Annotated in this window: 15 protein-coding genes; 6 read left to right on the forward strand and 9 right to left on the reverse strand. The window is 74.7% G+C overall.

The window, feature by feature from the left end; all coding sequences use genetic code 11:
- Positions 1–11: 11 nt before the first annotated feature.
- The 4 genes from imuA' to AB0C21_RS26650 all read left to right on the forward strand — a co-directional run bounded on the left by imuA' (position 12) and on the right by AB0C21_RS26650 (position 7,776).
- Positions 12–797, forward strand: coding sequence for a DnaE2-dependent mutagenesis accessory factor ImuA' (imuA', locus tag AB0C21_RS26635; RefSeq protein WP_500207772.1), 786 nt, complete (start codon positions 12–14; stop codon positions 795–797).
- Positions 794–2,308 carry a DNA polymerase Y family protein gene (locus AB0C21_RS26640; protein WP_500207773.1) on the forward strand — a complete coding sequence of 505 codons (1,515 nt, stop codon included), beginning with the start codon at positions 794–796 and terminating at the stop codon, positions 2,306–2,308. The genes imuA' and AB0C21_RS26640 overlap by 4 nt, the downstream gene beginning before the upstream one ends.
- Positions 2,309–2,353: 45 nt before the next feature.
- Positions 2,354–5,623 (forward strand): error-prone DNA polymerase, encoded by a 3,270-nt coding sequence (locus AB0C21_RS26645; protein ID WP_500207775.1) that lies wholly within the window; start codon positions 2,354–2,356, stop codon positions 5,621–5,623.
- A 128-nt stretch (positions 5,624–5,751) separates the two neighbouring features.
- Positions 5,752–7,776: a protein kinase domain-containing protein gene (locus AB0C21_RS26650; RefSeq protein ID WP_500207776.1), complete on the forward strand. Its 2,025-nt coding sequence runs from the start codon at positions 5,752–5,754 to the stop codon at positions 7,774–7,776.
- Positions 7,777–7,806: 30 nt separating this feature from the next.
- Here AB0C21_RS26650 and AB0C21_RS26655 read toward each other — a convergent pair whose 3' ends face one another.
- Positions 7,807–8,733, reverse strand: coding sequence for a Ppx/GppA family phosphatase (locus AB0C21_RS26655; RefSeq protein ID WP_500207778.1), 927 nt, complete (start codon positions 8,731–8,733; stop codon positions 7,807–7,809).
- A 65-nt stretch (positions 8,734–8,798) separates the two neighbouring features.
- Between AB0C21_RS26655 and AB0C21_RS26660 the strand changes: the two genes are divergently transcribed.
- Positions 8,799–9,227: a PH domain-containing protein gene (locus tag AB0C21_RS26660; RefSeq protein ID WP_500207779.1), complete on the forward strand. Its 429-nt coding sequence runs from the start codon at positions 8,799–8,801 to the stop codon at positions 9,225–9,227.
- A gap of 1 nt (position 9,228) precedes the next feature.
- Here the strand turns inward: AB0C21_RS26660 and AB0C21_RS26665 are convergent, their stop codons facing one another.
- Both AB0C21_RS26665 and AB0C21_RS26670 read right to left on the reverse strand, forming a co-directional pair.
- Positions 9,229–10,134 (reverse strand): ribokinase, encoded by a 906-nt coding sequence (locus AB0C21_RS26665; RefSeq protein WP_500207781.1) that lies wholly within the window; start codon positions 10,132–10,134, stop codon positions 9,229–9,231.
- A gap of 42 nt (positions 10,135–10,176) precedes the next feature.
- Entirely contained in the window at positions 10,177–10,395 is a 219-nt protein-coding gene (locus tag AB0C21_RS26670) for a hypothetical protein (protein ID WP_149263828.1), read from the reverse strand.
- A 117-nt stretch (positions 10,396–10,512) separates the two neighbouring features.
- On the opposite strand from AB0C21_RS26670, the gene AB0C21_RS26675 reads away from it, so the two are divergent.
- Positions 10,513–11,331, forward strand: coding sequence for an SAM-dependent methyltransferase (locus tag AB0C21_RS26675; protein ID WP_500207783.1), 819 nt, complete (start codon positions 10,513–10,515; stop codon positions 11,329–11,331).
- A 1-nt stretch (position 11,332) separates the two neighbouring features.
- On the opposite strand, the gene AB0C21_RS26680 is transcribed toward AB0C21_RS26675, so the two are convergent.
- The 6 genes from AB0C21_RS26680 to AB0C21_RS26705 all read right to left on the reverse strand — a co-directional run bounded on the left by AB0C21_RS26680 (position 11,333) and on the right by AB0C21_RS26705 (position 24,465).
- Positions 11,333–12,124 (reverse strand): aldo/keto reductase, encoded by a 792-nt coding sequence (locus tag AB0C21_RS26680; protein ID WP_500207966.1) that lies wholly within the window; start codon positions 12,122–12,124, stop codon positions 11,333–11,335.
- 138 nt (positions 12,125–12,262) lie between these two features.
- Positions 12,263–12,715 carry a MarR family winged helix-turn-helix transcriptional regulator gene (locus AB0C21_RS26685; protein WP_500207785.1) on the reverse strand — a complete coding sequence of 151 codons (453 nt, stop codon included), beginning with the start codon at positions 12,713–12,715 and terminating at the stop codon, positions 12,263–12,265.
- 88 nt (positions 12,716–12,803) lie between these two features.
- Entirely contained in the window at positions 12,804–15,998 is a 3,195-nt protein-coding gene (locus AB0C21_RS26690) for a family 78 glycoside hydrolase catalytic domain (RefSeq protein WP_500207786.1), read from the reverse strand.
- 177 nt (positions 15,999–16,175) lie between these two features.
- Positions 16,176–18,230 (reverse strand): alpha-L-rhamnosidase-related protein, encoded by a 2,055-nt coding sequence (locus AB0C21_RS26695; RefSeq protein ID WP_500207788.1) that lies wholly within the window; start codon positions 18,228–18,230, stop codon positions 16,176–16,178.
- A 92-nt stretch (positions 18,231–18,322) separates the two neighbouring features.
- Positions 18,323–21,277, reverse strand: coding sequence for a glycosyl hydrolase (locus AB0C21_RS26700; RefSeq protein WP_500207790.1), 2,955 nt, complete (start codon positions 21,275–21,277; stop codon positions 18,323–18,325).
- Between the two features lie 2 nt (positions 21,278–21,279).
- Positions 21,280–24,465, reverse strand: a complete 3,186-nt coding sequence (locus AB0C21_RS26705) for a family 78 glycoside hydrolase catalytic domain (RefSeq protein ID WP_500207791.1) — start codon at positions 24,463–24,465, stop codon at positions 21,280–21,282.
- Positions 24,466–24,470 lie beyond the last annotated feature (5 nt).

Here is a 24,470-nt window from a genome sequence, read left to right on the forward strand (position 1 = left end):
GAGGAACGAGCGTGCCGGAGGCGGCCCTGCGGGATCTCGCGACGGCGCTGGAGGGCGCCGGAGCGGGGACGGCGCCGCACGCGACCGTGCCGGTCCTGCCCGCGCTGCGGACCGTGGTCCCCGGCGGCGGGCTGCGTCCCGGCTCGGCCGTCGGGCTCGACGGCCCCGGCGCCGCCTCCCTCGGCCTCGCGCTCGTCGCGGGCGTGTCCGCGCACGGCGGCGAGGACGGCGCGGGCGGCTGGTGCGGCGTCGTCGGCCTCCCCGGCTTCGGCGTGGCGGCCGCGGCGGGCATGGGCGCCGCGCCCGAGCGGCTCCTGCTCGTCGACGAGCCCGGCGACCGCTGGCCGGACGTGGTCGCCGCGCTGGCCGAGGCCGTCGACCTGGTCCTGCTGTGCCCGCCGGAGCGGCCCGGCGCCGCCGCGGTCCGCCGGCTGTCGGCGCTGGCCCGCAAGCACGGCTGCGTCCTCACGCTGACCGGGGCGTTCGCCCGCGACTGGCCCGGCACCCGGCTCCGCCTCCGCGTGGAGGACCCGGCCTGGGAGGGCCTGGCCGAGGGGCACGGCCGGCTCACCGGCCGCCGCGTCCAGGTGGTCGCCGAGGGCCGGGACGCCCCCGGCGCCGGCCGCCGCGCGGGCCTCTGGCTCCCCGCGCCCGACGGCACCGTCCGGCCGGTCGAGACGGCCCGGCCGCCGCTGGAGCTGGTCCCCGGCTCCGTGGCCGCGGGCGCGCCCGTGCATCCGCGGCCGTCCGGCGCCCCGCCGTTCGTGCGGGCGGCGGTCGAGGAGGGGATCGCGTGACCAGGGTCCTCGTGGCGTGGTGCCCGGACTGGCCGGTCACCGCGGTCGGGATCGACGCGGCGACGCCGGGGGCCGTGGTCGTGCGGGGGCAGGTCGCGGCCTGCTCGGCGGCGGCGCGGGCCGAGGGCGTGCGGCGCGGGCAGCGGCTGCGGGACGCCCAGCGGCGGTGCCCCGGGCTGGTGGTGCGCGAGCGCGACCCCGACGCGGAGGGGCGCCGGTTCGAGGCGGTCGCGGAGGCGGTCGCGGAGCTGACGCCGCGCGTGGAGGTGGTGCGGCCGGGGCTGTGCGCGATGCCGGCGCGCGGCCCGGCCCGGTTCTACGGGGGCGAGGAGGCCCTGCGCGTCCTCGTGCAGGACACCGTCGTCGAGGCCGGGCACGACTGCGGGACGGGCGTCGCGGACGGCCTGTTCGCGGCCGAGCTGGCGGCGCGCGCGGGCCAGGGCGGCGTCGTGGTGCCCGAGGGCGGCGCGGCGGCGTTCCTCGCGCCGTACCCGCTGTCGGTGCTCGACCGGCCGGAGCTGGCCGACCTGCTGCGGCGGCTCGGGATCAAGACCCTCGGCGACTTCGCGGCGCTGCCGTCCGGGCACGTCGCCGGCCGGTTCGGGGCCGGCGGGGCGCTCGCGCACCGGCTGGCGCGGGGCGAGGAGCCGCGCCCGCTCGCGCCGGTCCGCGCCGCGGCCGACCTGTCGGTGCGCGCCGGCTTCGACCCGCCCGCCGAGCAGGCGGAGCGGGTCGTGTTCGCGGCGAAGCGGCTCGCGGCCGAGCTGCACGAGGCCCTCGCCGCGGCCGGGCTGGCGTGCGTCCGGCTGGAGGCCGCGGTCGGGTTCGCCGACGGGCACGTCCTGCGGCGGCTGTGGCGGCACGACGGGCTGTCGGCGCTGGCCGTGGCCGAGCGGGTCCGCTGGCAGCTGTCGGCCCACCGGCCGGACGGGAGCGGTGACACCGTCTGGGGCGGCGTGACGTGGGTCGAGCTGGCGCCCGACCAGCTCGTCCCCGACGTCGGGCGGCAGGAGGGCCTATGGGGGCGCACCACCGTCACCGACCGGATCGCGCGGGCCGCCGACCGGATCCAGTCGCTCCTCGGCCACCACGGCATCGCGCGGCCCGTGCTGGTGGGCGGGCGCGGGCCGGGCGAGCGGGTGGTCCGCGTCCCGGTCGGCGACCTGCCGCCCGCCGGAGTGCCGGAGGGGCCGTGGCCCGGGAGCGTGTCCGGGCCCGCGCCGGCGGTCGTCCCGGTCACCCCGGCGCCCGCCGAGCTGGCCGACGCGTCCGGCGCGGCGGTCGTGGTGTCGGCGCGGTGCGAGGTGTCCGCGCCGCCCGCGACACTGTCCGTGCGCGGGCGTCCCGCCGCCGTGACCGGCTGGACGGGCCCGTGGCCCGCGGACGAGCGCTGGTGGGACCCGGACGCCGCACGCCGCCGCGCCCGGTTCCAGGTCACCACCGACGACGGCGCCGCCTACCTGCTCGCCGTCGAGGGCGGGCGCTGGCACGTCGAGGCCGTCTATGACTGAGGCGTCCATGACCGAGCCGTCTGTGATCGAGGGGCGCTCCGGCTGATGGGATGGCACAACCCGCCGATCTCCTGGAAGGAGTTCGAGGGGCGGCTGTCGTGGCGGCCCGGCGAGCGGGCGCCCGAGCCGCCGCCGGAGCCGGCCGGCGTCCCCCGCCGCGCCGAAGGGGAGGTGCCGTGGGCGGAACTGCACGTCCACTCCTCGTTCAGCTTCCTGGACGGGGCGAGCGACCCCGGCGCGCTCGTCGCCGAGGCGGCGCGGCTCGGCGTGCGGGCGATGGCGGTCACCGACCACGACGGCATGTACGGGGCGGTGCAGTTCGCGCAGGCCGCGGCCGAGGCCGGGATCGGCACCGTGTTCGGCGCGGAGCTGGGCCTCGGCCTGCCGGGGCCCCGGACCGGCGAACCCGACCCGGCGGGCCGGCACCTGCTGGTCCTCGCCCGGGGCGCCCCCGGCTACGCGCGGCTGTGCTCGGCGATCACGTCCGCGCAGCTCGCGGGCGGGCAGAAGGGCCGTCCCGTCTACGACGTCGACGCGCTGGCCGGTGCGCACGACGGCCACTGGGCCGTCCTCACCGGCTGCCGGAAGGGCGCGGTCCCGGCGGCGCTGGAGTCGGGCGGGCCGGACGCGGCGGAGCGGGAGCTGCGCGGGCTGGTCGGCATGTTCGGCCGCGAGAACGTGTTCGTCGAGCTGATCGACCACGACCAGCCCGACGACGACCTGCGCAACGACGCCCTGTTCGCGCTGGCGCGCCGGACCGGGGTGGACGTGGTGGCGTCCAACAACGTGCACTTCGCCGCGCCCGGCGCCGACGCGCGGCTGGCGCAGGCGATGGCCGCCGTCCGGGCCCGCCGCGGCCTGGACGACATGGTCGGGTGGCTTCCGGCGAGCGGCACCGCGCACCTGCGGAGCGGCGCGGAGATGGCGCGGCGGCTGGCGCGCTTCCCCGGCGTCCGGGAGCGGACGGTCGCGCTGGCCGAGGAGTGCCGGTTCGACTTCGACGTCGTCGCGCCCCGGCTGCCCGACTGGCCCGTCCCCGACGGGCACGACGAGGCGAGCTGGCTGCGGCGCCTGGTGAAGGAGGGCGCGCTCAAGCGGTACGGGCCGCCCGAGCGGGAGCGGGTCACCGGCGCGTACGAGCAGATCGCCCGGGAGCTGGACGTCATCGAGCAGCTCCGCTTCCCCGGCTACTTCCTGATCGTGCACGACATCGTCGAGTTCTGCCGGAGCAGGGGCATCCTGTGCCAGGGGCGGGGGTCGGCGGCCAACTCGGCGGTCTGCTACGCGCTCGGCATCACCGGGGTCGACGCCGTCCGGCACGGCCTGCTGTTCGAGCGGTTCCTGTCGCCCGGCCGCGACGGCCCGCCCGACATCGACCTCGACATCGAGCACCGGCGCCGCGAGGAGGCCATCCAGTACGTCTACGGCAAGTACGGGCGCGAGTGCACCGCGCAGGTCGCGAACGTCATCAGCTACCGCCCGCGCATGGCCGTCCGGGACGCGGCCCGCGCGCTCGGCTTCTCCCCCGGCCAGCAGGACGCGTGGTCGAAGAGCATCGACCCCCGCGACCCGGTCGGGTCCGAGACCGACATCCCGGCGCCGGTGATGGACCTCGCCGAGCGGATGCTGAAACTCCCCCGCCACCTAGGAATCCACTCCGGCGGCATGGTCATCGCAGACCGGCCCGTCGGGGAGATCTGCCCGATCGAGTGGGCGACGATGCCGGGCCGCAGCGTCCTGCAGTGGGACAAGGACGACTGCGCGGCGGCGGGCCTGGTCAAGTTCGACCTGCTCGGCCTCGGGATGCTCGCGGCGCTGCACGACTGCTTCGACCTGGTGGCCGAGCACCACGGGCGCCGCTACGACCTCCAGTCGATCCCGCCGGACGACCCCGAGGTCTACGACATGCTGTGCGACGCCGACACGGTCGGGGTGTTCCAGGTCGAGTCGCGGGCGCAGATGGCGACGCTGCCCCGCCTCAAGCCCCGCGAGTTCTACGACCTGGTCGTGGAGGTCGCGCTGATCAGGCCGGGGCCGATCCAGGGCGGGTCCGTGCACCCCTACCTGCGGCGGCGCAAGGGCCTGGAACCCGCCGAATGCCCTCATCCGCTGATGGAGCCGGCCCTGTCCCGGACGCTCGGCGTCCCGCTGTTCCAGGAGCAGATGATGCAGCTCGCCGTCGACTGCGCGGGCTTCACCCCGGCCGAGTCCGACCAGCTCAGGCAGGCGATGGGCGCGAAGCGCGCGCCCGAGCGCGTCGAGCGGCTGAAGCGGCGGCTGCTGGACGGGATGGCCGAGCGCGGCATCCCGGCCCCCGTCGCGGAGAGCGTGTACGAGAAGATCCTCGGCTTCACCGGGTTCGGGTTCCCGGAGTCGCACGCGCAGAGCTTCGCCCATCTGGTGTACGCGAGCGCCTGGCTGAAGCGCCACCACCCCGCCGCCTTCACCGCCGCCCTGGTGCGCAACCAGCCGATGGGGTTCTACAGCCCGCAGAGCCTCCTGGCCGACGCCAGGCGGCACGGCGTCGTCGTCCGGGGCGTGGACATCAACGCCAGCGGCGTCCACCCGGCCCTGGAGGAGCCCGTCGAGGTCGACTCCGACCATCCCCACGCGCCCGCCGCGCCGCAGCCCGCGATCCGGCTGGGGCTGGCGGGCATCCGCAACCTCGGGGACGACACCGCCGAGGCCATCGCGGCGGGCCGCCCCTACACGGACATGGAGGACCTCGCCCGCCGCGTGCCGCTGTCGGCGGGCGCGCTGGAGGCGCTCGCCACCGCGGGCGCGTTCGACCGGTTCGGCCTGTCGCGGCGCGAGGCGCTCTGGGCGGCGGGCGCGCTGGCGGGCTCCGGGCCCGGACGGCTGGAAGGCGTCACGCCGGGCGCGGCGGCCCCCGCCCTGCCGGCGATGACGCCGATCGAGGAGACCCTCGCCGACCTGTGGGCGACCGGCGTCTCCCACACCCATCCGGTCGCGCACGTCCGGGACGCGCTGGACGAGCTCGGCGCCCTGTCGTCGGCGCGCCTCGCCGAGACGCCCGGCGAGACCAACGTCGTCGTCGCGGGGCTCGTCACCCACCGGCAGCGCCCGCCGACGGCCGGCGGCATCGTGTTCATGACCCTGGAGGACGAGACCGGCATCATCAACGTGGTGTGCCCGCCGCAGGTGTTCCAGCGGTTCCGCGGCCTCGCGGTCGACTCGCAGGCGCTGCTGGTCAGCGGCCGTCTGGAGCGCGCGGACGGGGTCGCCAACGTGCGCGCGACGCGGTTGCGGCGGCTCCCGGTGCCCGGCCGGGTCCGGGCCCGCAACTTCCACTGAAACGAGATCGGGGCGCCCGCGCTAGAACCTCACCGCGTCCTCTGACATCGTATGGAGGCGTTGGGGCCGCGTGCCGCCGTGGGGCGGTCGCCAAGACGTGGCTCCATGGGGGCGGAAGGTGAAACTCCATGGACGCGACCACCCTGGGTGAGCTGCGCCCGGACGACCCCACCCGGATCGGCCGGTACCGGATCGAGGCCAAGATCGGCGAGGGCGGGATGGGCGCCGTCTACCTCGGCCGCGATCCCGACGGCCGCGCGGTGGCGGTCAAGGTCGTCCGGGCCGAGCTGGCGGGCGACCGGACGTTCCTCGCGCGCTTCCACGACGAGGCCGCCAACGCGCAGCGCGTCGCGTCGTTCTGCACGGCGCAGGTCCTGGAGCACGGCGAGGACCTCGGCCTGGCCTACATGGTCACCGAGTACATCGACGGGCCCTCGCTGCTCCAGCACGTCAGCGCGAAGGGCGCGCTCTCGCCGGGGATGCTGCACGGCGTCGCGGTCGGGGTCGCCGCCGCGCTCGTCGCCATCCACAGCGCCGGCCTCGTGCACCGCGACCTCAAGCCCAGCAACGTGCTGCTGTCCATCTCCGGCCCGCGGGTGATCGACTTCGGCATCGCCCGCGCGCTGGACATGGCCTCCTCCCACACCCGGACCGGGCAGGTCGTCGGCACGCCCGGCTGGATCGCGCCCGAGCAGATCACCACGCAGGAGGTCACCCCGGCCGTGGACGTGTTCGCCTGGGGCTGCCTGGTGGCGTACGCCGCCAGCGGGCGCAACCCGTTCGGGCAGGGCTCGTTCCAGATCATGGCGGCCCGCGCCGTGCACGCCGACCCCGAGGTCGGCGACCTGCCGTCGTCGCTGTCCGGGCTCGTCCAGGCCGCGCTGCGCAAGGACCCCGCGCAGCGGCCGACCGCCCGCGACCTGCTGCTGGCGCTGGTCGGTGGGTCCGGCGAGGCCGCCGTGACGACCGAGCTGGGCGAGGCGTGGACGTCCCCGCCTCCCGCCGGACCGGTGGCCTCGCCCGCCGGACCGCCGGCAACGGCCGCCGGAGGACCGAGTGCGCCGTTCCAGGGCGGGCCGGGGGCCACGTACCAGGACGTCCCGGCCCGGCGGCCGGAGCCGGAGCCGCGCACCGAGCCCGTGTACGAGCGCCGCACCGACCCGCCCACCATGCGGGAGCTGCCGGAGCGTCCGGTCGCGCGCCGGGGGGCGTCCCGGCGCACCGTGCTCGCCGCGTCGGCCGCGGCGGGGCTGCTGGTCGCCGGGATCGCGGGCGCCGTCTACCTCGTCGGCCGGCCGTCCGGCGGCGCGCGGAACGCCGGGGCCGCCGCGGCGGCCTTCCCGACCGCGCCGATGTTCGTCCGGATCGACGCCGCGCCCGGGTGGCCGACGTCCTGCAAGGCCGACATCGGCGTCTACAAGCCCGGCGACCCGTCCGCGAAGACGCTGATGGGCGGGCCCGGCTGCGACGTCCTCCCCGAGCGGTCACCGGACGGCAAGCACGTCGCGTTCACCAGGATGGGCGTCCGGAGCGCCGAGGCGTGGGTGATGAACGCCGACGGGTCCGGCGCCCGGAAGGTGACCGGCATCGTGCGCGGCACCCGCGTCGCGTGGTCGCCCGACGGCACCCGCCTGGCCTACATGGGCGAGAAGGACGGCGTCCGGCAGATCTTCTCCCTCCCCCTGGGCGGCGGCACGGCCACCCAGCTGACCACCGACGACTCGCTCAAGGACGACCCGATGTGGTCGGCCAAGGGCAAGCTCGTGTTCTGGAGCAAGCGCGACGGCGACGTGGAGCAGCTCTACACGATGGACGCCGACCGCCCCGGCGGCGCCTGGACGCGGCTGACCCGCGACGGCGAGCGCGCCGTCGACCCGGAGTGGTCCCCCGACGGCTCCAAGATCGCCTACGTGCGGGGCCCGGCCACCGGGAGCGACATCTGGGTGATGAACGCCGACGGGTCCGGCGCGCACGCGCTGACGTCCGGGACCGACCGCGACATGGACCCGGCGTGGTCGCCCGACGGCCGGTGGCTCGCCTACGTGCGCGGCGACGTCGCCGACCCGGTGATCCACGCCATCCGCGCGGACGGCTCCGCCGACCGCGTCCTCACGCCCCAGGGCGCGGTGATCGGCCACCCGAACTGGTCGTGAGGGCGGGCCCGGTGCCCGGAGCGCCGGCGCTCAGCCGGTGATCATGTCGAGGCGGCGGAGGATGACGCCCTCGCGCAGCGCCCACGGGCAGATCTCCAGCTCCCGCAGCTCGAACAGGTCCATCGCGGCGTCCGCGACGATCGCGCCCGCGAGCAGCTGGGCGGCGCGCCGCTCGGACACCCCGGGCAGCTCGGCGCGCTCGGCGGAGGGCATCGCGGCGAGCTTGTCCGTCCAGTCGGTGAGGTCACCGCCGGACAGGACGCGCCGCTGGTAGGGCCCGTCGGCCGTGGGGGCGGCGCCGCCGATCCGGGCGAGCTGCTTGAACGTCTTGGACGTGGCGACCGCGTGGTCGGGGGGCCCGTACCGGGCGACGTCCCCGACCCGGCGCGCGATCTCCGTGCGGACGTGCCGGCGCAGGTTGCGGACCTCCTCGGCGGGCGGCGGGTCGGCGGTGAACCGGTCGCGGGTGAGCCGGCCGGCGCCGAGCGGCAGGGAGAACGCCACGTCCGGCTCCTCGTCGATGCCGGAGGCGACCTCCAGCGAGCCGCCGCCGATGTCCACCACCAGCAGCCGCCCCGAGGACCAGCCGAACCAGCGGCGGACGGCGAGGAACGTCAGCCGCGCCTCCTCCTCGCCGGACAGCGCCCGGATCTCGATCTGCTTGTCCTCGCGGATCCGCGCCAGCACCTCGTCGCCGTTGGAGGCGTCGCGGACGGCGGAGGTGGCGAACGCGACCAGGTCCTCGACGCCCTTGTCCTCGGCGACCTGCAGCGCCTCGTCGACGAAGTCGCGCAGCAGCGTCTCGCCCTCCTCGGAGAGCCGGTCGCCGTCCAGGTGGTCGGCGAGCCGGAGTTCCGCCTTGTGGGAGTACGCGGCGAGAGGGCGCGCGCCCTGATGGGCGTCCACCACGAGGAGATGCACCGTGTTCGAGCCCACGTCCAGCACACCGAGTCGCATGGCCCCGACGGTATCGGACCGGTCCGATGCGCGGGCAGGCCCCGGGTGCGGCTATGGTCTCGGGCATGGAGCCGGGTCAGGAGCGGCGGTGGCGCGTACCGCCAGGTCACGTGGTGGTCAAGTGCGCCGCCGCGGCGGCCGTCACGGCGCTGCTCGTCCTGTACTCCCACGACCCCCAGTTCCTGTTCCTCGCGGGCGCGGCCGCCATCGGGCTGAACGCGCTCGCGCTGCGCGATCTGGTCGCCCCCGTCCGCCTCTCCGCCGACGGCGACGGCCTCACCGTCGTGACCGGTTACGCCGGGCGCCGCCGCCTCCGCTGGGACCAGGTGGTCTCCATCCGGGTCGACGAGCGGCGCCGGCTCCTGCTGCACACGCGGATCCTGGAGATCGAGACCGCCGACGACCTGTACCTGCTCAGCGCGTTCGACCTGGGCTCGGACGTCCACGACGCCGCCGACGAGCTGTACCGGCTGCGCGCCCGGACGGACCGCTGAGCTAGAGGGCGGGCAGCTCGTCCGGCGTGGGGAACGAGCTCTGCGCGCCGCGGCGGCGGACGGCGGCGGCGCCCGCGCGGGTGGCGAGGCGGGCCGCGTCCCGCAGGGAGTCGCCGCGTGCGAGCCGCAGGCACAGCGCGGCGGTGAAGGCGTCCCCGGCGCCGGTGGTGTCGACCGCCTCCGACCGCGGGGACGGGACGGCGGCCGTGCCCCGGCCGTCCGCGACGACGACGCCGCCGGCGCCGACCGTGACGGCGGCCGAGCGCGCCCCGGACTCGACCAGCGCCGCCGCCATCCGCGCCGGGTCGCCGTTCCCGCCGAGCAGGAAGGCGGCCTCGTGCTCGTTGACGACGAGGGGGTCGCAGAGGGCGAGCAGGTCGTCCGGGACGGGCGCGGACGGCGAGAGGTTGAGCACGACCCGGCGGCCCGCCCCGGCGGCGACTCCGGCGGCGGCCTCCACCGCGGCCGGCGGCACCTCCATCTGGAGGGACACCACCGGCGCGCTCTCGATCAGCGCGCGGGCCGCCTCGACGTCGGCGGGGCCGAGCCGGGCGTTGGCGCCGGGCGAGACGACGATGCTGTTGTCGCCGTCCGGCCCGACCGTGATCAGCGCGACGCCGGTCGGGACGCCCGGCGTGGTCACCAGGTGCGCGAGGTCCACGCCGTCGGCGGCCAGGGCGGCGCGCAGCAGTTCGCCGTGCCCGTCGTCGCCGACCCGGCCGACGATCGCGGTCCGGGCGCCGAGCCGCGCCGCCGCGACCGCCTGGTTCGCGCCCTTGCCGCCCGGATGCGTGGCCAGGTCGGACCCGAGCACCGTCTCCCCCGGCGCGGGCCGCCGCTCCACGCCCACCACGAGGTCCGCGTTGAGCGATCCGACCACGGCCACGTCCCACCTGCGCTCTTCCACGGGTAACCGACTACACGCGCGGGGGCCGTCCGCGCAACCCGCTCACCCGGAGCGCAGCTCCGCGAGGTCGACGACCTCGGCGAGCTCCGCGACCGACGGGTAGTACCCGCGGCCCACGGGCACGCCGTCCCGTGTCACCAGCAGCGCGGTCGCGCCCCGCACGCCCGCGAAGTCCGCCCACACCCGGTGCGCGCCGGTGAGGCGCACCGCCGTCACCCGCAACCCGCCCGGCCCCGTCCACGTCCCCTGCTCCTCCCCCATGCACGGAACGTTACGTATCGCTACTTAAAGCCACGGCCACGTGGGTTCCCAGGCGTTCACCGGGCCGGATGCGGCGTTCGTATTGCCGCCCGGGGGCCGTTGCCCGATCATGAGCCGGTGACCGACTTCTCGGGCGGGACCTCCGCCGGTCTCGACGCCTCCTCGCCCAACGTGGCGCGGATGTACGACTACTGGCTCGGCGGCAAGGACAACTTCGCCGCCGACCGGGAGGCCGCCCAGCGCGTGGTGGAGATCTCCGAGGGGCGGGTGGTGCGGGGCGTCCGGCTCAACCGCGCCTTCCTCGGCGGCGCGGTGCGGGACGCCGCCGAGGCCGGGATCCGGCAGTTCCTCGACCTCGGGTCCGGGCTGCCCACGCGGGAGAACGTGCACGAGGCCGCGACGCGGGCCCGCCCGGACTCGCGGGTCGTCTACGTCGACTACGACCCGGTCGTGTGCGCGCACGGCCGCGCGCTGCTCGCCGACGCCGGGAACGTGGGGTTCGCCGAGGCCGACCTGCGCCGCCCGGACGACGTCCTCGGCCACCCGGTCGTGGCCGACCTGCTCGACTTCTCCGAGCCGGTGGCGCTGCTGCTGGTCTCGGTGCTCCACTTCGTGGACGACGCCGAAGATCCGCACGCGCTCGTCGCCCGCTACCGGGACGCGCTGGCGCCCGGCAGCCGGCTGATCCTCTCGCACCTGGCGTCGGACGCCTTCCCCGAGCGGATGGCCGAGGCCGAGCGCGTCTACAAGGACGCCAGCGCGCGGCTCGGCGCCCGTCCCCGCGCCCGCATCCTGGAGTTCTTCGACGGCTTCGACCTGCTGCACCCGGGGCTCACCGGTCCCCGCGAATGGCTGGACGGGGGCGTCAAGACCGACGGCGAGCAGTTCGCCGGGCTCGTCGGCGTCGGGGAGCTGGCGCGGCCCGGCGCGGGCTGAGCTAGTCCGTCTCGAAGGTCGCCGGGTCGGGCCCGAACCGGACGCCCTTGTCCATCTCGCCGATCGCCTTCATGTCGTCCGTCGTCAGCTCGAAGCCGAACACGTCGATGTTCTCGGCGATCCGGGAGGGCGTCACCGACTTCGGGATCACGACGTTCCCGATCTCCAGCTGCCAGCGGAGCGCGATCTGCGCGGGGGTGCGGCCGCGGGCCTGGGCGATGCGGTCGAGCGCGGGGTCGTCCAGGAGCCCGTGGCCCTGCCCGAGCGGCGCCCACGCCTCGGTGCGGATGCCGTGGTCGCGGTGGAAGGCGCGCAGCCCGTCCTGCTGGAAGTACGGGTGCAGCTCGATCTGGTTGACGGCGGGGACGACGTCGGCCTCGTCGATGATCCGGCGCAGCGTCTCGACCGTGAAGTTGGAGACGCCGATCGACCGGACCCGGCCGTCGTGCTTCAGCCGCTCCAGCGCCCGCCAGGTCTCCAGGTACAGGCCGCGGCCCGGCATCGGCCAGTGGATGAGGTAGAGGTCCAGGTACTCCAGGCCGAGGCGGGACAGGCTCGCCTCGTAGGCGCGCATCGTGTCGTCGTAGCCCTGGTCGCTGTTCCACACCTTGCTGGTGACGAACAGCTCCTCGCGCGGCAGCCCCGCCGCGCGCAGGGCGCGCCCGACGCCGTCCTCGTTGCCGTAGACGCTCGCGGTGTCGATGCTGCGGTAGCCGTTCCGCAGGGCGGTCGCCACGGCGCTCTCGGCCTCGTCGTTCCCCACCTGGAAGACCCCGAAGCCGAGCTGCGGCATCGCGGTCCCGTCGATGAGATCCACCTTCGGTACGGTCACGGTGTCCCTCCTTCCTCGACTGTGTGCCGTGCGCTCTCCTGCCCAGCGACGTGCCGTCAAACATGGCGGGGGCGACCGCGCCCCGGCCCGGAGGCCGCGTCAGGCGTCCCGGTCCCAGGCGCGCTGGGACCGGGCGATCTCGTGGAACGCGTCCTTGAAGACGGTGTAGCGCTCCGCACCGAGGGCGCGCCGGTGGCGGTCCTCGATGCCGGCGAGGATCGCGCGGGCCTTGGCGATCTCGTCGAGGCCGCGCTCGGTGGGGACGACCCGCTTGGCGCGGCGGTCGGCGGGGTCGGGTTCGCGGCGGACGTACCCGAGCTCCACCAGCTCGTCCACGATCGTGCCGACGATCTGCTTGTGCTGCCCCGAACGGGCCGACAGCTCGGTCGCGCGCACGCCCGCCGGCTCCAGGAAGGCGAGGACGGTTCCGTGCCGCGGCCGGACGTCGGGGTGCCCCTCCTCGGCGAGCCGGTGGAACAGCTCCTCCTGAAGCGCCCGCATCAACTGGCCCGCCAGCATGCCCAGGTCGGGCTCCCCTCGTCCGGCGTCCACGCGCCCCCCGATGCTCTACAGTCATGTTTCTTGACTATCAATGACCGTGACTGTAGCGCATCGGGGGGCGGACCGGCTCATCCGCCCTTCAGGAGCCGCTCCCCTCGAACGTCCAGTCGCCCGAGCCGACCTCGAAGACGGCGCGGCCGTTCTGGACGCCGATCCAGCGGGCCTCCTCGGGCGCCTGCGGCCTCCCGGACCCGCCGAGCAGCGGGTACTCCACGCGGGCCCGCGTGTTCGGCGGGACGGTGACGTCCAGGCGGAGCTTCTTGCCGGTGCGGCGCCACGAGGACGCCGCGTGCCCGCGCGGCGTCTCGTAGGTCGCGGACGCGCGGGTGACGTCCCCGACGACCGCGGGCCGCACGAGGAGGGTCGCGTACCCGATCGAGTCGTCGGTCTGGCCGAGCCCCGCGAGACCGGCGTGGAACCACTCGTCGATCGCGCCGAGCATGAAGTGGTTCTGCGAGTTGCCCGAGGTGGGCCCGTCCCAGTTCTCGGTCAGCGAGGTAGCGCCGTGCACGACCTGGTAGCCGTAGCTGGGGTTGCCGGTCTGCGTCGCGACCGCGTGGATCACGTCGTCGCGCCCGGCGGCGGACAGCACGTGGAACACCGACGGCAGCGCGATCTCGCCGACCGTCAGGTGGTAGCCCTTCGCCTCGATGCTCCTCACCAGGTGCGCGAGGACGGCGTCCCGCCTGCCGGCCGGGACGACGCCCATGTCGAGGGCGAGGGCGTCGCAGGCCTGGCTGCCGGATCCGTAGGTGTCGCCGGTGGCGTACTTCCCGTTGAACGCCGAGCCGATCTCGCCCGCGAGCTCCTTGTACCGCGCGGCGTCGGCGTCCTTGCCGATGACCTCGGCGATCCGCGCCAGGGCGGTGACGGCGCGGTGGTAGCCGAAGGTCGCGGTGACCCCCTTCGGAGTGCTGTTGTCGAAGGTGATCCAGTCGCCGAGCCCGTAGTCGAGCAGGTGCCCCTCCGCCTTCGCGGACAGGTAGTCCACGTAGCGGACCATGTTCGGGTAGTAGGTGCGCAGCGTCGCCTCGTCGCCGTACGCCCGGTACATCTGCCAGGGCGCGAAGACGATGACGTTGCCCCAGTTGGGGTCGTCCCTGAAGCCGCCGCCGAACACCGTGAACTCGGGTGCGATGTCGGGGACGAGCCCGTCCTCGGTCTGGGCCTCGGCGATGTCGCGGACGAGTTCGCCGTAGTAGGCGGTGACGTCGTAGTTGCGGGCGACGGCGGGGAAGACGAGGTTGGCCTGCTCCAGCCAGCCGAGCTTCTCGCGGTGCGGGCAGTCGGTGAGGACGGAGTACATGTTGCTCTGCACGGCCCGGTCAATGATCTTGTGGATGTCGTTGAGGAGGCCGTGCGAGCTGGTGAACGTGCCCGCCCTCGCGTTGCCCGCGCGCAGGACGATCCCGGTGACGGTGTCGTCGCCGGGCTCCCCCGGCAGCCCCTCGATCTGCAGGTAGCGGAAGCCGTGGTAGCAGAACCGGGGGTGCCACGTCTCGGTGCCGTCGCCGGAGAGGGTGTAGGTGTCCCAGATGGGCGAGCCCGTGGTGTGCTGGCTGACGGTCCCGTCCGCGTTGAGGAGCTCGCCGGGGCGCATCGTCACCTTCGTCCCGGCCGGGCCGCTGACCCGCAGCAGCGGCCACCCCGCGAAGTTGACCCCGAGGTCGACGACGTGGACGCCGTCCCTCGGGCTCGTGATCTTCTTGGTGCGCAGCGTCTCGACGGGGACGATCGGCGGCGACATGCGGGCGGCGAGCCGGGCGGTGGGCGCGGCGACGCGCACCGCGGCCGTCCAGTCCCGCCGGGTGCGGCGCGCGTCGTGGTCCTCGCCGCCGTACCAGTTGGTGAACGTGGTCGCGCCGAGGGCCGTGCGCCAGGAGGCGTCGGACGCGACGACCTCGCGCGAGCCGTCGGTGTAGGTGATCTCCAGCTGGCCGAGGAAGACGGGCTTGCCGTCCGAGCGGGTCAGCTTCTCGTAGCGGCCGGGCGTCGGCGGCACGTGCGCCATGCCGGTGCCGAGCTCGACTTCGACGGCGTTGCCGCCGCGGCGGAGCAGCCTGGTCACGTCGTAGGCGCTGTAGACGATCCGCTCCTTGTACTTGCTGTAGGGCGGTTCGAGGACGGCGTCGCTGACGGGCCGCCCGTTCACGGTGATGTCCAGGACGCCCAGGGCGGTGGCGTAGAGCCGGGCCGTGCGGACGCGCCTGGCGATCGTGAACTCGCGCCTGAAGACGGGAAGGGCCTCGGGCTGGCGGCGCAGCGGCGGCGGCGCCTCCTGGCCCTTGACGGTCGCGGCCGTGTCGAAGGACGTGCCGTCGCCCGAGGTCTGGATCGTGAAGTCCTCGGGGAAGTTGGGCGTCCTGCCGTCGTCGGTCGTCTCGTCGGTGCGCGGATAGAGCAGGATCCGGTCGAACCGCTGCTCCTTTCCGAGGTCGATCTGGACCCAGATGGGCGCGGCGAGGTCCTGGTCCTTGCGCTCCAGGCTCGTGTAGCCGAAGGGCGCGGTGTCACTGGTGAGCTTGCCGTCCGTGACGGCCTTCGGCTCCCACTGCCCCCCGACGGTGTAGCTCTCCGACGCGGTGACCGGCGCCTTCGCCGCCAGGTCGGGGCCCGACTCCCCGTCCAGCACCTGGACCTCGGCGAGTTGGAGCCTCGACACCTTGTAGGGCCAGCCCTCCTTGATCGGCAGCCCCAGCCGGGTCACGTTCAGCCGGACGTACCGGGCGGTGCGGGCGGGGAACGCGACCGTCGCGGGCGCGGGCTCCGGGTCGGCCGACCACACGGCGTTCCCGATCCACCCGGCCGTCCAGTCGGAGGGGGCGAGCAGGCCCATCTCGAAGTGGGACGGCTCGCTCCACGCGGACGCGCGGCCCTGCCCGTCCCAGACGCGTACCTGCCACGACGCCCGCTGCCGGGACTTCAGCGCGCGTCCCGCGTACACGGCCGAGACGGCGTCCCCGCCGACCTTGCCGGAGTCCCACAGGTCGGGGCGGGCCAGGCGGGCGTCCGTGCTCGCCACCCGCACCTGGTAGGCGGACTGGACCGCGTCGCGGGGCCCGGCGGCGAAGCGCCAGCCGAGGGTCGGCGCCGTGTCGTCGATGCCGAGAGGGGACGGCAGGTGGTCGACCCGCAGGTCGGTGGGGCGCAGGGTCCGGTGCGGGGCGGCCGCGGGCGCCGCGAGGGCGGGCGCCGCGACCGCGCCGCTCGCCGTGACCGCGGCGGCGGCGACCCCGCCGGCCTGGACGAACCTTCTCCGCGACAACTCGTTCATGCATGGCTCCTCAGGGGTGGGTGGAGCGGGAGGTGAAGGGCAGGCGCCGGTCCGGTGGGCCGCAGGGCGCGGCCCACCGGACGGTGCGTCAGGAGACGGTGCCGTGGAAGGTGTGGGAGCCGGAGCCGGAGCCGACGGTGGCGGGCTCGGCGGCACCCGAGCCTCCTGGAAGGGCGGTCATGCGCGGTCGCTCTGGAGGCGGTGCGAGCCGCGCAGGCCCTCGATGTACACGTACTCGCCGTCGCTGTGGACGCCTGCGGCTCGTGCGCGGGTGCCGTCCCAGACGAGGCGTCCGTCGACCCGGACCTCGATACGGGCGCCGAACGTCGGCACGCCGGCGCGGCCGACGGTGGTGCCCGGAGCCTTCAGGTGCGCGGTGTACGTTCCGTCGGAGACCTTCCAGGAGGCGTCGACCGCGCCGACCGTCGTGGTGATCCGGCCCTGCGCGAACGTCAGGTCGGCCGGGTGCGGGACGAAGTCGAACGACCGTCCGCCCGTCCCGGTGGGATTCAGGCCGAGGACGGAGAACGTGAGGGCCGGTGTCGGGCCCGTCGCCCAGGCGTGCGCGAGGCTGACGTAGGAGCTGCAGAAGACGCACCCGTCCCCCGGGTTGCGGAACGACTCCCAGAAGGTGCTGCCGGTCCCCTGCGGGTGGTCGAGCATGTAGCCCCACTGGCGGCGGATGATGTCCACGCCGGCCTGGTCGGCGGCCTGGCCGCCCGCCGCGAAGTGGGCGTTCACCTCCATCGATCCGGAGAACACGCCAGGGTTGCCCTTGTTCTCGGGCGCGGTCGAGGTGATCTCGTTCCAGTTGCCCTTGAGGGACTCGCTGATGCGGCGCGCCTGCCGCTGGTCGGCGAGGCCGTACCAGACGGCGAGGGAGTTGTCCGCCTGCGGGTGGATCGGCGAGTTCGGGTAGAACTTGTACGCGCCGGCGGCCTCGTCCCAGAAGTTCGCGTTGATGGCGGTGCGGAGCGCGGCGGCCCGCTCGGCGTAGGACGCGGCCAGGGTGTCGTCGCCCTGCGCCTTGGCGAGCTGCGAGCCCCTGTCGAGGACGCGCCACATCAGCACGTTCGCGATGAGGTTCTCGCCCTTGGCCAGGATCCGGACGGAGTCGGACGTCCCGGTGATGGACACCAGGCCCTTGTCGTCCATCTTCCGGGCGATGAAGTCGACGCCCTTCTGGTACCGGCCCCAGACGCCGGACAGCCAGCCCGCGTCGCCGGTGTAGTGGTAGTAGTCCCAGCTCGCGGCGAGGGTCCACAGGTGGTAGGTGTCCGAGCCCCACTTGTTCAGCTCGGGCCCGGCGTAGGGCAGCTCGCCGGTGTCGCGCTGGGCCTGGTAGACGGTGGTGAGCGCGTTCCGGGCCGACTCGGTGTCGTTGAACGCCGCGTAGGCGCTCGGGATCTCGATGCCGAGGTCGCCGGGCCAGACGGTCCGGTCGCGCTTGGCGCCGTCCACGAGGATGGTGTCGCCGACGCCGATGTCGCCGGTGCTGTCCCACAGGGCCGCCGGGGGCTCCCAGACCCGGCCGGTCTTCGGCGAGATCGTGTTGAGCTGGACGGTGTAGGCGCCCGCGTACCAGATGCGGTTGAGCAGGTCGTCGCTCGAGTAGAAGTAGTTGGCGTACTTCGACGGGTCCTTCATCGTCGGCGCGGGGGTGTAGTGCAGCGACACCTTGTCCAGGTCGACCCGGCCGCCGGACTGCATGAAGATCGTCAGGTAGCGGAAGCCGCCGCGGAGCAGCTCGGCGGGCGTGGTGTAGGACGTGGCGCCGTCGACGTCCACGGAGAGGGCGCCGTCGCGGCTGCGGGGGCCGCCGGTGGAGGCGTCGCTCGTCGTGTCCACGTAGGTGGACGATTCGGAGAACGCGACGCCGACCTTCTGCGGGCCGTCCGACCCGGCGAAGCGCAGCGTGGTGAGCCCGCTGACCTCCTTGCCGAAGTCGAGCGTGACGGACGATCCGGCGCCGGTCAGGCCGGTCGCACCGCCCTTCAGGACGGCGTCCTGGTCCGCCACAGTGCCGGTGGTCTTGAAGACCGACACCGGGTGGAGCGTCCGCGACGACGGGGAGAAGTTGTACCGCTCCCAGGGGGCCGACTCGCGGCCCGGCTCGCGGCCCGGCTCGGCGTAGGCGGAACCGAGCGGAGCCGCCTGGACGGCGGTCAGGGCGGACAGTCCGAGAGCGACCGCGATGGCGCCGCGGCGGCGCCTGGATACGCTGGTGTGCATGGATTCCTCGCTATTCCGGTCTTGAAGAGGGCTTGGGATGAGGGGTCCACCGTGCGGGAGGGCGGGCCAACGCCCTCCCGCACGTTCGGGGCTCAGCGGGTGGGGACCACCGCCTCGGCGTAGGGGACGAGCCGGACGGGCCCGATCAGCCCGTACCGCTGGCGCGACGCGTTCCCGTAGACGCCCGGGTCGGAGACGCGGAGCCGGTTGTTCAGCGTCGTGGCGACCTCGACCTCGACCGTGTTCGCGCCGCGCCGCAGCCAGGGGCCGATGTCCACGACCGGGACGATCACGCTCACCGGGAGCCGGTGGCCGTTGACGGTGACGCGGCAGGTGTCGAAGACCTCGCCGAGCTCCAGCAGCGCGCCGCCGCCCGCCCAGTCCACGGTGGTGGTGTAGGTGCCGATGCCGGAGACGTCCGCGAGCTCGGGGATGTCCGGCCACGCCTTGAGGCCGTCGAGCTCCAGGTCGTGCCGCTTCACGCCGTCCGGCGTCATGTCCTCCACCTGGAGCCGCCAGGACGTGAGCGTCTGCGCCTCGGGCACCGCGCCGATCTCCGTCCGCACGGTGCGGCCGTCGGGCAGCGTGGTGGAGTAGCTGCCGGCGGCCTTCGCGCGGGCGATCAGGCGCTGCCGGTCGACGCGGAGCTCGGCCTGCGACGCGGTCGCGGACGGGGCCTCGCCGCCGCGCGCCAGGATGATCACGGTGGCCTCGGAGGGCTGCAGCGCGACCCGCAGCGTGATCGTGTCGCCGTCCTCGCGGTAGACGGCGATCCGCTCGGTCTCGCCCGTCCACAGGTTCAGCCGGTACGGGACGGCCTTGCGGTCGGACCGGGTGAACGTGACTTCGTGGTCGATCGCGGCGACCGGCGGCTTGACGGTCTCGGTGTGCTTGCCGTTGCACAGGTAGAAGTAGTCGGCGCGGCCGTCCCGCCGGTGGCCGGTGAGGAGCGTCGACGCCTCCGCGTAGGAGACCGTCGGGCGCAGGCCGAGGTCGGCCAGCGCGCCGGGCACGTCGGCCTCCGCGGCGACGACGCGGACGCGCGGCTGCGCGAACAGCTGCTTGAGGACGGCGCGCAGCTGCTCGTTCTCGCCGTCGCGGGCCAGGCCCGGCACGGTCGCGGCCGACCAGTCGCCGAGGAACAGCAGCGGCAGGCCCTCCTTCGTCAGCCTGAGCATGGTGCGGGCCGTGGCGAGCTGCAGCGTGCACTCGTTGCCGCCGAAGCGGTCGCCCTCGACGAACACGACCTTGTAGGCGGGGCCGTCGGGGGCGAGCCGCCCGCCGGACACGGTCGCGGACGGGAGGTCGAGCAGCGGCGCGCTGATGAGCTGGTGCGTCCAGCCCAGCGGGACGCCGCTCTTGGTGAACCACCCCGCGCCGATGCCGGTCTTGGTGTAGCCCTTCTGGCGGAAGACGGCCACGTCGATGCGGCTCGTGCCGGCCTGCATGGCCAGGTGGACGCGCGAAAGGTAGGCGGCCACGTCGGGGACGTGCCGCCACGTCGGCTGGCGCGGCCCCCACGACTCGGAGAACCCGATGCCGCCGTTGTAGGGGGTGAACGCCGCGAAGCCCGGCCACGCCGCCCCGGGCGCGGTGGCGTAGGAGAAGCCGTGCAAGACGGTCTGGTTGAGGCCGGCCGCATAGGCGCCGCCCATGGTGCGGAGGAACTTGCCCCAGGTGGTGTTGTAGGCGCCGCCCTGGTAGGCGCCCGCCTCGCAGGAGAGGACCTTCCGTCCGCCCATGTCGCGGCCTCCGGCGAGCGCGCGGTAGTCGTCCAGGTTCTTGAACCCGAGCGACTCGCCCTCCGGGACGTCCAGGATCGCGGCGGTGTGGATGGCGTCGGTCTCCAGCCCGTACGGCTGCGCGCGGTACTCCAGCCCGATCGAGTGCGCCCACTTCGCGAGCGCCGCGAAATGGAACTCGTTGAACAGGTCGGAGACCGTCTGCCAGAAGTCGTGCCGGACGTGGGCGGTCGTCGCCGCGTCGTAGGCGAACTTGGTGTTCTCCTTGAGCCGGACGATCACCGGCAGGTACGGCATCAGGTCGTAGCCGCGGCGCCGCCGGAACTCAGCGGGCAGGTCGGGCGTCCAGTTGAGCGCCGCCGTCTCCAGCTCGATCGAGTCCTCGAACAGCGTCCCGCCCGCCCGCTTGATCAGTTTGCGGATGTCGCGGGTGAGCAGGCGCGCCTCCCAGAACGCGGTGACGGCCCGGGTCCCGGCGCGGCTGAAGTGGTCGACGACGCAGCTGTCCGGGGACGAGTGCGGACCGGACTCCGGCCGCTGCCCGCTGCCGCGCCGCCAGTAGGAGAACAGCAGCCAGTCGCCGCCCTCGGGGGCCGTCCAGGTGATCCGCTCCCCCGCGGCCTTCGAGGTCAGGTCGGTGAACGACGCGGGGTCGAGGCCGGTCTCCTTGCGGGTGTTGTTCGCGGCGTCGAGCCGGACGGCGTGGACGGCGACGAGGTGGCGCCTGGTCACGCCGCTCTCGGGCGGAGCGACCGGTTCGGGGACCGGGCCGTCATGGGTGGCGCCGCCCGCGACGGTCACCGTCCCGTACGCGAGTTCCTGGACGGCGGCCTCGTCGTCCGGCGTGATCGTCGGGACGGCGGCGGGCCAGGCCGGGCCGATCGTCAGGTCGACGGTCACGCCGCGCCGGGCGGCCTGGTCGAGTGCGGCCTCGACGCCGGCGTTCCAGGCCGGGGTGCCCCAGCCGTGGCCCGCCGGGTCCAGGACGGACTTGTCGCGGATGCTGTGGTGCACGGCGACGATCTCCGCGCCGCCGAACCCGGCGTCCGCGATCTGGTCGATCTCGCGCCGGATCTCGGCCGGGTCGACCAGGCCGTCCGGCCACCACCAGCGGAACCGGGGCCGCACCGCCGCGCCGGGGCCGGCGAACCCGCCGGCCTCCGGCGCGGCGGGGAGGCCGGGCGCGGCCTGCGCCGCCGCCTCGCCCCCGAGGACCGCGCCGGCGCCCGCCACCACGGCGGCGGCGGCGCCGATCTGGAGCGCGCGCCTGCGCGTGACGCCCTGGCCCATGCGTTCGTCGTTCACTGTCAACTCCTGATCACTGTGCTGCGGCCGGAGCCGACCGGGCCGAGGGCGAGGAGCCGGCCGGTGACGTCCTGGCTGGTGGAGCGGGGGGCGCGGGCATGGGGTCCGGTGAGGCGGAACGCGCGCGGATCGTCGTCGCCGAGCTCGACGACGACGCGGGCGGACATGCCGGGCGGCACGTCCACGTCCAGGCGGTAGCCGTCGCCGCGGTCGAGCGCGACGGAGACCGGGCCGCGGATCGTCGGAACCCGGCCGGAGGCGCGGGCCAGCCCGCCCGGGCGCGGCCGCACCTCGATCTCGGCCGCTCCCGGCGCGGTGATCCGCACACCGAGGACGTGGCGCGGGATGACGTTCGCGGGCGCCGAGCCCCAGGCGTGCGAGAACGTCATGTTGGGTTTGAGGGACGGGTCCCAGGCCTCGGCCACGATGGTCGCGCCCAGGTCGTCCAGCATGTGGAGCCAGGAGCTCATGCCGGTGGCCGTCATCAGGCCGATCGCGGCCTTGGCCTGGCCGGTGGCGAACAGGGCGTCCAGAAGGAACTGCGCGCCGTAGACGCTGACCTTCATGCCGCCGTCGGCGAGGGTCTCGCCCAAGGCTCGGACGACGGAGTCGGGAACCGTGCCGGGCCCGGCCACGCCGAGCGCGACCGGGTACACGGTGGCGTGCTGCGCGCTGTGGGTGGTGCCCACTCCGTCGAAGAACCGCCCGTTGGACGCGTCGAGGAGCTGTTCCCGCATCGCCTTGGCCAGCGTGTCGGCGCGCCCCCGCCAGCTCTTCGCGTCGGCAGTCTTGCCGAGCGCGTCCGCGATGTCGGCCATGGCGGTGAACGCGGCGTACTGGCAGGCGTTCACGACCGTGTTGACGTCGGTGAACACGTAGCCGTCCCGGTTGGACGCAGGCCAGTCGACCAGGTCCTGAGTGGGCGAGCCGGGCTTCTTGTGGACGAGCCCGTCCTCGCCGAGGTGCGGCGTCAGGTGCTTGGAGACGAGGATGTCGTAGTCCGCGGCGAGCTGCTCCGGGTCACCGGTGTGCAGGTAGTCCTGCCAGGCCGACATGACGCTCATCAGCCGGTACTCGGTGGGCCAGGTGGGGTTGCGGGCCAGATAGGCGCCGGACGCGCGGGCCAGCGCGAACGAGCGCTGCACGGCGTATTCGGACGCCTGGTTGACGAGCGCGTCGCCCTCGTAGGGGCCGCGTTCGCGGGTGGGCGTGTCGGTGTAGAGGTCGCCGCGCGTCGCCTCGATCGAGTACCGGCACAGCTCGTACACGCGGTCGAGGTCGGGGCTGGAGCTGGAGAACGACGCGTCGGAGTCGCGCCAGGCGGCCCGCCAGGCGCGCCCGGTGGCGGCCTGCGAGAGGTCGAGGTCGTCGTCGCAGACCAGCTGCGCGTACCGGAACCCTCGGTAGCCCCAGTGCTCGATGGTCTGGTCGCCGTCGCGGAGCGTCCAGACCTCCCGGTAGGTGACGCCGGCGCGCAGCGCGTGCCTGACGGTCCCGTCGGCGTTCAGCTCCTCGCCGAGCCGGACCTCGACGGTCTGCCCGGCCTTGCCGCGCACGGACAGGCGCAGACCGCCCGCGATCTCCCGCCCGAGATCGACGATCCAGGTGCCGGACGACGCCTTCCGCACGGACGCGGGCCGGACGTCGTACAGTCCGACCGGTTCGACGAGCGCGGGCTCCAGCCCGGCGATGGCCGGCTTCACCACCGCCGGCTCCCAGCCGGAGTCGTCGAAGCCGGGGCTCGTCCAGCCGGCCGGCTCCTGCCGCATGTCCCAGTACTCCTGGGGACCCAGGTAGAAGCTGGAGCCGATCGTCCCGCCGTCGCGCAGCATCCCTGCCTGGCGGCGCGCCTTCCATGCCGCGCCGCTCCTGACGGTGGTGGACGTCCCGTCGGCGTAGGTGACGACGAGTTCGGCGAGGAACCGCTTGTCCTCGGTGGTGAACGCGAGGGCGGCGAGCGCGTTGGGCCGGCCCGGCTCCAGCGCCTCGGTGACGTCGAAGGAGTGGTACTTTGGCGCCCCCGTCCCGCCCCGCATGGAGGCGAAGCCGGCCACCTCGCCGTTCACCCAGATCTTGGCGGGGTACTGGCGGCTGGGCGCCGGGGACTGGGCGGCGACGTGGAGCACGGCGGCCGCGATCGGCTTGCGCTCCGGGGTGAACTCGGTGCGCAGCAGCGCCCAGCTGTCGTCGGGCGACCCGGCCGAGGACAGCGTCGACTGCCCCTTGGCGAGGGTCAGTGCGCCGCCCGCGACCGTGCCGGCGCCGAAGGTGCCGCGGCCGTCGGTGAAGTCCTCGTCGATGACCGCCTTGCCGTCCGCGCCGGTGAAGGTGACGCGGTCCCACACGTTGGCCTCGCTGGAGCCGTTGCGCATCCCGACCGTCCCCGTCCGGTACGTGGCGTCGGTGGTGGTGTCGACCTCCGCCCCGTCGATGGACGTCCGGAACGTGGAGCCCGCCATCTCGACCGCCACGTCGTACCAGCGGCCCGTCTCGACGGGGAACGCCAGCCGCTTCTCCTCCAGCACCTGGTAGGCGCCGTTCACGCAGACGTGCTTCTTCAGGACGCCCGGAGATCCGGCGCGCAGCTGCCACAGGTAGTTGGCGCTCGTCCCGGACGCCCGGAACCAGAGGCTCGCCGCGACCGAGGTGATCTGCACCCGGGCCGTGAGGACGCCGTCGCCGGGCGCCTGCGCGGCCGCCGTCCAGACCGGTTCGGCCGACCACTCCTCGACGCCCGTGGCCAGCAGCGCGGGCTCGGACCAGCGGGACGCCTTGGGCCCGTCGAACGTCCGCACCCGCCACCAGTACGGCGTCCGCGGCGACAGCGCCGGGCCGCCGTACGGCACGGCGACGGACGCCGACGACGCGGCCCTGCCGCTGTCCCACACGTACGGGCCGTGCTCCAGGCGGGCCGGGGTGGTGGCGAACTGCACCTGGTAGTGCGTCTGCTTCGTCCCCGGGCCGAGGTCGGCGAGCCGCCAGCTCAGCCGAGGCCGAGCCGCGGTGACGCCGAGCCCGTCGGGCAGCAGGGAGGTCAGCAGCCCGGACGGCGTGCGGGCCGCCGCGGCGGCCGGGGACGCCGACGCGGCGCCCCCGGCGGAGCTGAGGACGACCGTGCCCGCCACCCCGGCGACCGACGCGCCGAGGAAGTGCCGCCTGCTCATCCCGCTTCTCGATCGTTCGGTCATGACCG

This window comes from Spirillospora sp. NPDC049024 (genome assembly GCF_040649235.1).
Lineage (GTDB): Bacteria > Actinomycetota > Actinomycetes > Streptosporangiales > Streptosporangiaceae > Spirillospora.